The organism is Allobosea sp. BE125, assembly GCF_031456075.1.
In the GTDB taxonomy this organism is placed as follows: Bacteria; Pseudomonadota; Alphaproteobacteria; order Rhizobiales; family Beijerinckiaceae; genus Allobosea.
Map to the genome: position 1 here is coordinate 39,906 of NZ_JAVDTY010000022.1, position 9,661 is coordinate 49,566.

Sequence of the window (9,661 nt, forward strand, 5' to 3'; positions counted from 1 at the left end):
CGGGCTTGCCCGAGATGGGCAACTCAAAGTGTCAAAGCCGGCAACAGCCGACTTTGATGGGGGGAGAAGGGAATGCGCTCCGCGCGACACAGCTAGGATGACAACCATGACCGACATCGTCACCGTCACCCCAGGCCCCTCGCCTTTCATCCTCTCGATGCCCCATCCCGGCACCGGCCTGCCCGACGAGGTGCGCGCCGCTCTCAACGAGACCGGCCGCAGCGTGCCCGACACCGACTGGCACATGCGCCAGCTCTACGGCTTCACCGAGCGCTTCCAGCCAACGATCGTCGAGGCGGGGCTGTCGCGCTATGTCATCGACGTCAATCGCGACCCCTCCGGTGTCTCGCTCTATCCTGGGCAGGCGACGACGGAACTCGTGCCGAGCACGCGTTTCGACGGCGAGCCGATCTGGGCTGCGCCGCCGGATGCGGCCGAGATCGCGCGGCGACGGCAAACCTATTTCCAGCCCTATCATGACGCGCTCGCCGCCGAGATCGCGCGCGTGAAGGCGCTTCACGGCTGGTGCCTGCTTTGGGACTGCCACTCGATCAAATCGGTGATCCCGCGCCTGTTTCCCGGCACGCTGCCGACATTGAACCTCGGCACGAATTCGGGCGCGAGCTGCGCGGCGCCCATTGAGGCGGCCGCCGTCGCCGCGATGGCGGGCCAGCCCTTCACCCAGATCGTCAATGGCCGCTTCAAGGGCGGCTGGATCACGCGCCATTACGGCGAGCCGGCCGAGCATGTGCACGCGATCCAGATGGAGATCGCGCTTAGCGCCTATCTCACCGACGAGGCGCCGCCCTGGACCTTCGACGAGGCCAAGGCCGCCAAGCTCCAAGCCGCCCTCTCCAGCATCATCGCCGCCGCGCTCGACGCGGCCGCCAGCTTCGAAAAGGCTCAAGCATGACCCGTATCGACAACAGCCGCGTCATCCGTAGCCCACGCGGCAGCGAACTCTCGGCCAAAAGCTGGCTGACCGAGGCGCCTTTGCGCATGCTGATGAACAATCTCGACCCCGATGTCGCGGAGAAGCCGGGCGAGCTCGTGGTCTATGGCGGCATCGGCCGCGCCGCCCGCACCTGGGAGGATTTCGACCGGATCTGCGCCTCGCTGCGCTCGCTCGAGGCCGACGAGACCTTGCTTGTGCAGTCGGGCAAGCCGGTCGGCATCTTCCGGACGCATGCGGACGCGCCGCGCGTGCTGATCGCCAATTCCAACCTCGTTCCGGCCTATGCCAATTGGGAGCATTTCCACGAGCTCGATAAGCTCGGGTTGATGATGTACGGCCAGATGACAGCCGGCTCCTGGATCTATATCGGCACGCAAGGCATCGTTCAGGGCACTTACGAGACCTTCGTCGAGGTCGGCCGCCAGCATTATGGCGGCTCGCTCAAGGGCAAATGGATCCTGACCGGAGGCCTGGGCGGCATGGGCGGCGCGCAGCCGCTCGCCGCCACCATGGCCGGCGCCTCGATGATCGCGGTCGAATGCAAGCCGTCCTCGATCGATTTCCGGCTGCGCACCCGCTATCTCGACGAGAAGGCTGCCAGCATCGACGAGGCGCTGGAGATCGTCGAGCGCGCCCATAAGCAGGGCAAGGCGGTCTCGGTCGGCGTGCTCGGCAATGCGGCCGAAGTCTTCCCCGACATGGTCGCGCGCGGCATCCGCCCCGATGTCGTCACCGACCAGACCTCCGCGCATGACCCGCTCAACGGCTATCTGCCGGCCGGCTGGACACTGCAGGAATGGGAGGAGCGCAGGGAGCGCGACCCCGCCGGGACGATCCTGGCGGCCAAGGAATCGATGGCGACGCATGTGCGCGCCATGCTCGATTTCCAGAAGATGGGCGTGCCGACGCTCGATTACGGCAACAATATCCGCCAGATGGCGAAGGATATGGGCGTCGCCGACGCCTTCGATTTCCCGGGCTTCGTGCCGGCCTATATCCGGCCGCTGTTCTGCCGAGGCATCGGGCCGTTCCGCTGGGCAGCACTTTCAGGCGACCCCGAGGACATCTACCGCACCGACCAGCGTGTGAAAGAGCTGATGCCGGACGACACCCATCTGCACAACTGGCTCGACATGGCGCGCGAGCGCATCCAGTTCCAAGGGCTGCCCGCACGCATCTGCTGGGTCGGGCTCGGCGACCGGCACCGGCTCGGCCTCGCCTTCAACGAGATGGTGGCCAAGGGCGAGCTCAAGGCCCCGGTCGTGATCGGCCGCGACCATCTCGATTCAGGCTCGGTCGCCTCGCCCAACCGCGAGACCGAAGCGATGAAGGACGGTTCGGACGCAGTCTCCGACTGGCCGCTGCTGAACGCGCTGCTCAACACGGCCGGCGGCGCGACCTGGGTCTCGCTGCATCATGGCGGCGGCGTCGGCATGGGCTATTCGCAGCATTCGGGCGTCGTCATCGTCGCCGACGGCACGCCGGAAGCCGCGAAAAGGCTGGAGCGCGTGCTCTGGAACGATCCGGCGACAGGCGTGATGCGCCATGCCGATGCGGGCTACGAGATCGCGATCGACTGCGCCAAGGCGAAGGGGCTGAAGCTGCCGGGCATCTTGCGCTGACCATGCGCCTGATCCGAGCCAGCGAATGCCTGATCATGCCGTGGAAGAATGGCGGCGGCACCACGACCGAAATCGCCGTGCATCCGCAGGGCGCCTCGCTCGATACCTTCGACTGGCGCATCTCCATGGCGCATGTCGGCGGCGACGGGCCGTTCTCGAGCTTCCCCGGCATCGACCGGACGCTTGTGGTGCTGCGCGGTGACGGCATCCGCCTCGCCCTCAGTGACGGCGAGACGATCACGCTCGACCGGCGGACAGAACCCTTCGCCTTCGCGGCCGACCGCGCGGTCGCTGGGCAGCTCGTCGCCGGGCCGATCGACGATCTCAACGTGATGAGCCGGCGTGGCGGCTGGGCTCATGCGATGCGGCGCATCACCGGAGAGGCTCCGCAGGCCGACAGGATAGAGGCCGGCCTGCTCGTCCTCGTCGCCCATGCCGGCAGCTGGGGCGTAACAGCTGCCGGGCGAACCGAAACCCTCGCGCCTGGCGACAGCGCGCTTCTGGAAGGCCCGGCGGAGGTTGAGCTCGGCGCCGACAGCCCTGAAAGCGAGATGTTCGCGATCACGCTACAGCCGGTGAGCTGACGCGCTTCTGCCGCGCAATAGCCGCAGCCGCTATTGCGGCTGCTCCATGTAGCCGCGCGTCATCGGCAGCGTATCGAGGCGCTTGGTGAGCTGGAACTGGAAGACGACGAGGTCGTCATGCCGGAAGCTCGCCTCCGAGGCTGCGAGATAGAACTCCCACATCCGGGCGAAGCGCTCGTCATACATCGCGACCGCCTCGGCGCGGCGGGCCAGGAAACGCTCGCGCCAAGCCTTCAGCGTCTCCGCATAATGCAGCCGGAGCACCTCGACATCGGAGATGATCAGGCCCTCATGCTCGACCGCCGCCGTCACCTCCGACATCGCCGGGATGTAGCCGCCCGGGAAGATGTATTTGGCGATGAAGGGGTTGGTCGCGCCAGGCGGCGAACTGCGGCCGATCGTGTGAATCAGCGCGACGCCGTCATCCTTCAAGAGTTCCGCGATCTTGCGGAAGAAGGTGCGGTAATAGCCGACGCCGACATGCTCGAACATGCCGACCGAGACGATCCGGTCGAAACGTTCCGGGATGTCGCGGTAGTCCTGCAGGCGGAAATCGACCGGCAGGCCGGCAGTCGTCGCGCGCTCCCTGGCCACGGCGAGCTGCTCCTGCGAGAGCGTCACACCGGTCACGTTTGCGCCCGTCTCGCGCGCGATCGTCAGGCCGAGCCCGCCCCAACCAGAACCGATATCGAGCACATCATGGCCCGGCCTGATCGCAAGCTTGGCCAGGATGTGCCGCTTCTTGGCGATCTGGGCCTCGGCGAGCGAAGTCTGCGGCGTCGGGAAATAGGCGCAGGAATACTGCATGTCCTCATCGAGGAAGAGTCGGAAGAACTCCGATTTGAGATCATAATGGTGGGCGACATTGCGCCGCGCCCAGCCAAGCGTGTTGTGCTGGTGGAAGCGCCGGACGCTGGTCCTCAGCTTCGCCAGCGCCCTGGCCAAGGCTGACGGGTGGTTGCGGTGAACACCGGCGACCAGCACATCGAGCAGATCATAGAGGCTGCCGCGCTCGACCACGACGCGCCCCTCCATCACCGCCTCGCCCAAGGCCAGCTCCGGATCCAGCGCGAGCTGGAGTTCGGTCGGCCGGTCGGCGATGCGCATCCTGAATGCGGGCGTACTCCCCTTCCCGACGGATTGCAGCGATCCATCGGCGAACACAACATCGATCCGCGGCTCCTTCACCAGCCGGGACAACATCCTTGCAATAAACGCGTGCATCGGCCCCACCTCATCATGGCAGCACCCCTTTAGAAATAAGATGGCAAGCGACTAGCGCAATAAAATAGCCCATTTGATGCAATTCCGACCATCACCAGCCGCATATCAGGCGATCTGCCGGGCGATGGTTGCGCGGCCAGGTTCTAGCGGACCTCCGCCGCCAGCACGGCCTCGACGCGGATCTCCTCGACCAACCGCTCCTTCAGCGCCACGAATTGCGGGCTGGTCTTGATGGTGTAGGGGCGCGGATGGGGCAGATCGACCGCGATATCGGCCTTGATCCGGCCGGGCCGGGCGCTCATCACCACGACGCGCGAACCGACGAAGATCGCCTCCTCGATATCGTGGGTGACGAAGAGCACGGTCTTCTGCTCGCGCTCCCAGATGCCGAGCAGCATCTCCTGCATCAAGGCGCGGGTCTGGTTGTCGAGCGCCCCAAAAGGCTCGTCGAGCAGCAGGATCTTGGGGTCGTTGGCGAGCGCGCGCGCAATCGCGGTGCGCTGCTGCATGCCGCCCGAGAGCTGTTTTGGGAAATGATCGACGAAGGCGGAGAGCCCGACGCGGCCGGCCCAGTCGCGGGCGAGACCGAGCCGCTCGCGCTCGGGCACGCCCTTCTCGCGCAGGCCGAAGGCGATGTTCTCGATCACCGTCAACCAGGGAAACAGCGTGTAGCTCTGGAAGACGAAGCCGCGATCGGCGCCCGGCCCGGAGACAGGCGCACCGTCGAGCAGGATGCGGCCCTCGCTTGCCGTCTCGAGCCCGCCGATGATGCGCAGCAGCGTGGATTTTCCGCAGCCCGACGGGCCAAGGATCGTGATGAAGTCATTATCGGCGACGCTGAGCGTCGTCGGTGTCAGGGCCCGCGTCGCTTGACCGCCGCGCTGGGCCGGAAAGACCTTGCCGACATTCTCGATGATCAGCTTGCTCATCGAGCCGCCCATGGAAACAGGCGCTGGTTGACCGCCTTGAACAGGAAATCCGAGACCAGGCCGATCAGCCCGATGACGATGATGCCGAAGATGATCTGGCCGGTGTTCAGCAGCGCCTGGCTGTCGGTGATCATGTGGCCGATGCCCGATGACGAGCCGATCAATTCGGCAACGATGACATAGGTCCAGGCCCAGCCGAGCACGAGGCGGAAGATCTCGGCGATCTCGGGGGCGGCATTGGGCAGGAGCACGCGGCGCACTACGGAGGTGTCGGTCGCGCCCAGCGTATAGGCGGCGTCGACGAGATCGCGCCGGATCGAGCCGACGGCAACCGCTATCATCAAGATGAGCTGGAAGACCGAGCCGATGAAGATGACGAGCAGCTTCTGCGCCTCGCCGATGCCGGCCCAGAGGATCAGGAGCGGAATGAAGGCCGAGGCCGGCAGATAGCGCGCAAAGGATACGAAGGGTTCGAGGAACGCCTCAACCGGCTTGTAGGCGCCCATCAGGATGCCGAGCGGCAAGGCGACGATGACCGCCAGCACGAAGCCACCGACGACGCGCCAGATCGTCATGCCGATATCGAAGGCAAAGCCGTACTGGACCAGCAGGCTATAGCCTTCCCGCAGCATGGTGAGCGGGTCGGCCAGGAACAGCCGCTGCACATAACCGCCGAAGGTCGCAACGGACCAGAGCACGACGAACAGCGCGAAGAAGGCGACGCCGTAGCCGATCCTTGCACCGCCGGAGACCGGCTGAAGCGGTTTCATGCGGCGGCTCCGATCGTGCCCGCGACCGCGGCCAGTTCTTGCCAGGGCTCGATCGACCAGAAGCCGGCAGCCGCGCCCGAGGTCGAAGGCAGGACGAAGGCCGCGGTTTCCGCGATCTTCGCCGCTTGCAGGCCGTAGGACATCGCCGGGCCTGGGAGGCCGAGAGCCACTTGTGCCGCCCGCTTGCCGTTGAAGGCGACGATGGCTGGGGCATGCGCCCTGATCTTGCTCATGAAGCCCTCGACATCGAAATGGGATCGCAGCAGGGCGGCATCCGGCCCCGACGTCGCCTTGGCGACGTCGGTGAGGCCGATGCCGTATCGCGGCAGATCGTGGAAATCCATCGGGCCGAGCCGCTCGGTGATCAGCCCGACCTCATGCAGGGTTTTCCAGAACTTGTTGCCCGGCCCGGCATAATAGGCCCCGCGGCGCGCCGAGACCGCCCCGGCCTGCGTGCCGCAAAACACGATACGCAAGCCGGGAGCCAAGACATCGGGCAGGATCACCCGGTTCAGCCGCCGATGACGTATTTCGTCTCGACCAGCGTTCCGAGATCCGGCTTCGCCTTGATCAGGCCGATCTCCAGCAGGAGATCGGCGGCCTTGGCGGAGAAAGCCTGCCATTCCCCGGAGAAGAACGTCTTGTTCCCCGCCGCATCCGACCAGCGCAGGAAGGCGGCCGACTTGCCGAATTGCTCGCCGCTCTGCTTCACATCCGCGCCCATGATGCCATAGGCCTTGTCCTTCTCGGCCTTGATCAGGTCCAGCGCCTCGAAATAGCTTTTGGTCAGGGCGGCAGCCGCCTTCTCGTCGACGAGGAAGGCCGGCGTGCAGCCGAACGTGTCCATCACCATCGGGTAGTCGAGCGTGGTGGCGATGATCTTGCCGGCCTCGGGCTTCTCGCGCACAGCCGAGAGATAGGGCTCATAGGTCAGGGCCGCGTCGTTCTGGCCGGCGATGAAGGCCTGCGCCGCCGGGCCCGGCTCCATATTGACCACGGTCACGTCCTTCACGGACATGCCGTTCTCCTTGAGGAACCAGGCCAGCGCGAAATAAGGCGAGGTGCCCGGAGCCGAGGCCGCCACCGTCTTGCCCTTGAGATCCTTGATCGAGCCGATGGCGCTGCGCGTCACCATGCCGTCGGCGCCGTAGCTCTTGTCGAGCTGGAAGATCTGCTTGCTCTTCACGCCCGCGCCGTCCCAGACGATCCAGGTCTCGACGGTGGTCGCGGCGCATTGGATGTCGCCTGAGGCCATGGCGAGATGGCGGTCCTTCTGCGGGATCTTCTTGATCGTGACGTCGAGTCCGTTCTTGGCGAAGATCCCGGCTTCCTTGGCGAGCACCAGCGGGGCAAAGCCGGTCCAGCCGGAAATACCGATGGCGACCTTGGTCTGCGCCTGTGCGGCGCCCGCCGCAACCAATCCGGCGAGACCGATGCCGGCGAATGCCGCGATACGCTTCAAACCTGTCATGACGTGAGCCTTCCCCTGTTGTCGTCGGATGATCCGGGCAGCGCGACGCCACCGCAAGCTGAAGCGGAGCCAGATGCAACCTTCGTTCCAGGGAAGGTTAAATGCATATGCAAATCCGTCAAGCCGCGCTTCAAGCCGCGCCCTCAAACCGCACCCGTGGCACCCATCACGCGTTCTCGACCCCGCCATGAATTTCTCGCGTTTGACAGTGCGCCAAACATCTTTTCCCCTGAGGCCTCCTTTCGCGCTCAGCGCGTTCTCCACCAACCCTGTCCGGGATGATCCGAATGAACGGCGCCGACCGCCTCTGCGACACGCTCCTCGTCAACGACGTGGATGTCTGCTTCGCCAATCCCGGCACCTCCGAGATGCATTTCGTCGCGGCGCTCGACCGCAAGCCGCAGATGCGCTGCGTGCTCGGCCTGTTCGAGGGCGTGGTGACCGGCGCCGCCGACGGCTATGCCCGCATGGCCGACAAGCCGGCCGCGACGCTGCTGCATTGCGGGCCCGGCATGGCGAACGCGCTCGCCAACATGCACAATGCAAGGCGCGCCTGGACGCCGATGATCAACGTCGTCGGCGACCACGCGACCTATCATCTCCAGCACGACGCGCCGCTGACCAGCGACATCGAGAGCCTGGCCAAGCCGATGTCGCATTTCGTCCGCCGCATCGCCTCGGCCGAGGATGTCGGCCCGGCGATCGAGGAAGCCTATGTCGCCTCGCTGACGCTGCCGGGCGTCACCACCGTCATCCTGCCGGCCGATTGCGCCTGGAACGGCGTCGAGCCGGCCGAGCTGAAGCCGGTGAAGCTGCCTGCGCTGAAGAGCGTCGACGCCGCCGCGATTCGCGATGTCGCGGCCGGGCTGCGCAAGCATGGCGCGCGGGCCGCGATCATGCTGACCGGTCTCGCGCTGCGCGAGGCGCCGATGGAGATGGCGGCGCGCGCCTGCGCCGCGACGGGAGCGAAGATCTTCAGCCAGATGTCGAACGGGCGCGTTCAGCGTGGCGCCGGCCGCGTCGCGATGCCCAAGATCCACTACCCCGTCGACAAGGCACTCGATCAGCTCAAGGACGTCGACTATCTCGTGCTCATCGGCGCACAGATCCCGGTCGGCTTCTTCGCCTATCCCGGCAAGCCCGGCCGGCTGGTCCATGAGGGCTGCGAGATCGTGACGCTGGCCCGGCCCGGCGACGATCTGCCCGGCACCGTCGCCGCCCTTACTGACGAGCTCGGCGCGACGAAGACCGCGCCTGCCTTCATCGCCCCGCCGCGCCCGGAGCAGCCCTCGCTGCCGACGGGAACGCTCGACGCCGACAAGGTCTGCAGCATCGTCTCGACCCTGCTGCCTGAGAACTGCATCGTCTGCGACGAATCCGTCTCCTCTGGCCGGATGTTCTATTTCGACTGCCACAGCGCGCCGCAGCACGACTATATCCAGCTCACCGGCGGGGCGATCGGCGAAGGCATCCCGCTCGCGGTGGGCGCGGCGGTCGCCTGCCCCGATCGCAAGGTCATCGGCATGCAGGCGGATGGCTCGGGCATGTACACGGTGCAGGGGCTGTGGACGCAGGCGCGCGAGAATCTCGATGTCGTCACGGTGATCTTCGCCAACCGGACCTATGCGATCCTGCATGGCGAGATGCGCGCCGTCGGCGTCAATGATTTCGGCCGCAACGCCAAGCTGATGCTGAACCTCGACGAGCCGGCGCTGGACTGGGTCTCGATGGCGCGCGGCCTGGGCGTCGAAGCCGCCCGCGCCACGACGGCGGAGGAGTTCACCAAGCTGTTCAAGGGCGCGCTCGGCAGGAAGGGACCGTTCCTGATCGAGGCGGTGATCTGAGGATCAATCGTCGTAGGTAAGGCGCGGGGAACCCTCTCCCGTAGGGAGAGGGCAGGGTGAGGGGTCGGCCGTTTGACGCTTTGGCTACGACCTCACCGTTGCTTCGCTGTGAGGCTGGCGCTCCACTGGTCCAGGGGCCTACACCTCACCCCTGCCCCTCTCCTTACAGAGAGCTTTGCGTAACCGGTCTTTTTGGCGCTTGTGGAAAGTGAGCGGATGGTTTGTCGGGAGCAGGATGTGAGGCTGGACTTGCCCGAGGCGC

At 66.0% G+C, this 9,661-nt stretch carries 9 protein-coding genes; 4 read left to right on the plus strand and 5 right to left on the minus strand.

The genetic code is table 11. From position 1 onward, the window contains the following. The first annotated feature begins 106 nt into the window (after nucleotides 1-106). Genes hutG through J2Y55_RS29850 form a run of 3 tightly spaced genes read left to right on the plus strand, consistent with a single transcriptional unit; the run spans nucleotide 107 to nucleotide 3,161 of the window. A complete protein-coding gene (gene hutG / locus J2Y55_RS29840) occupies nucleotides 107-913 on the plus strand; it encodes an N-formylglutamate deformylase (protein WP_310160511.1) in 807 nt (268 codons plus the stop codon). Next, nucleotides 910-2,577: a urocanate hydratase gene (gene hutU, locus J2Y55_RS29845; protein ID WP_310160513.1), complete on the plus strand. Its 1,668-nt coding sequence runs from the start codon at nucleotides 910-912 to the stop codon at nucleotides 2,575-2,577. The genes hutG and hutU overlap by 4 nt, the downstream gene beginning before the upstream one ends. A gap of 2 nt (nucleotides 2,578-2,579) precedes the next feature. After that, the gene (locus J2Y55_RS29850; RefSeq protein ID WP_310160514.1) at nucleotides 2,580-3,161 is read left to right on the plus strand and encodes a HutD/Ves family protein; all 582 of its coding nucleotides are present in this window, start codon (nucleotides 2,580-2,582) and stop codon (nucleotides 3,159-3,161) included. 30 nt (nucleotides 3,162-3,191) lie between these two features. Here the strand turns inward: J2Y55_RS29850 and J2Y55_RS29855 are convergent, their stop codons facing one another. From J2Y55_RS29855 to J2Y55_RS29875, 5 genes are all read right to left on the minus strand, one after another. Then, nucleotides 3,192-4,385 (minus strand): class I SAM-dependent methyltransferase, encoded by a 1,194-nt coding sequence (locus tag J2Y55_RS29855; RefSeq protein ID WP_465247569.1) that lies wholly within the window; start codon nucleotides 4,383-4,385, stop codon nucleotides 3,192-3,194. 143 nt (nucleotides 4,386-4,528) lie between these two features. Continuing rightward, a complete protein-coding gene (locus tag J2Y55_RS29860) occupies nucleotides 4,529-5,314 on the minus strand; it encodes an ABC transporter ATP-binding protein (protein ID WP_310160516.1) in 786 nt (261 codons plus the stop codon). Further along, nucleotides 5,311-6,084 (minus strand): ABC transporter permease, encoded by a 774-nt coding sequence (locus J2Y55_RS29865; RefSeq protein ID WP_310160517.1) that lies wholly within the window; start codon nucleotides 6,082-6,084, stop codon nucleotides 5,311-5,313. The genes J2Y55_RS29860 and J2Y55_RS29865 overlap by 4 nt, the downstream gene beginning before the upstream one ends. Further along, complete coding sequence (locus J2Y55_RS29870; RefSeq protein ID WP_310160518.1) at nucleotides 6,081-6,590, minus strand: mismatch-specific DNA-glycosylase; 510 nt, start codon at nucleotides 6,588-6,590, stop codon at nucleotides 6,081-6,083. The genes J2Y55_RS29865 and J2Y55_RS29870 overlap by 4 nt, the downstream gene beginning before the upstream one ends. Before the next feature lie 5 nt (nucleotides 6,591-6,595). Beyond that, nucleotides 6,596-7,555 carry an ABC transporter substrate-binding protein gene (locus tag J2Y55_RS29875; protein WP_310160519.1) on the minus strand — a complete coding sequence of 320 codons (960 nt, stop codon included), beginning with the start codon at nucleotides 7,553-7,555 and terminating at the stop codon, nucleotides 6,596-6,598. Nucleotides 7,556-7,842: 287 nt separating this feature from the next. On the opposite strand from J2Y55_RS29875, the gene J2Y55_RS29880 reads away from it, so the two are divergent. Beyond that, nucleotides 7,843-9,399 carry an acetolactate synthase large subunit gene (locus tag J2Y55_RS29880; protein ID WP_310160520.1) on the plus strand — a complete coding sequence of 519 codons (1,557 nt, stop codon included), beginning with the start codon at nucleotides 7,843-7,845 and terminating at the stop codon, nucleotides 9,397-9,399. Nucleotides 9,400-9,661: the final 262 nt, after the last annotated feature.

Coding starts and splice junctions, on each gene's coding strand:
- hutG (WP_310160511.1), top strand. CDS start 107: ATGACCGACATCGTCACCGTCACCCCAGGCCCCTCGCCTTTCATCCTC.
- hutU (WP_310160513.1), top strand. CDS start 910: ATGACCCGTATCGACAACAGCCGCGTCATCCGTAGCCCACGCGGCAGC.
- J2Y55_RS29850 (WP_310160514.1), top strand. CDS start 2,580: ATGCGCCTGATCCGAGCCAGCGAATGCCTGATCATGCCGTGGAAGAAT.
- J2Y55_RS29855 (WP_465247569.1), bottom strand. CDS start 4,385: ATGCACGCGTTTATTGCAAGGATGTTGTCCCGGCTGGTGAAGGAGCCG.
- J2Y55_RS29860 (WP_310160516.1), bottom strand. CDS start 5,314: ATGAGCAAGCTGATCATCGAGAATGTCGGCAAGGTCTTTCCGGCCCAG.
- J2Y55_RS29865 (WP_310160517.1), bottom strand. CDS start 6,084: ATGAAACCGCTTCAGCCGGTCTCCGGCGGTGCAAGGATCGGCTACGGC.
- J2Y55_RS29875 (WP_310160519.1), bottom strand. CDS start 7,555: ATGACAGGTTTGAAGCGTATCGCGGCATTCGCCGGCATCGGTCTCGCC.
- J2Y55_RS29880 (WP_310160520.1), top strand. CDS start 7,843: ATGAACGGCGCCGACCGCCTCTGCGACACGCTCCTCGTCAACGACGTG.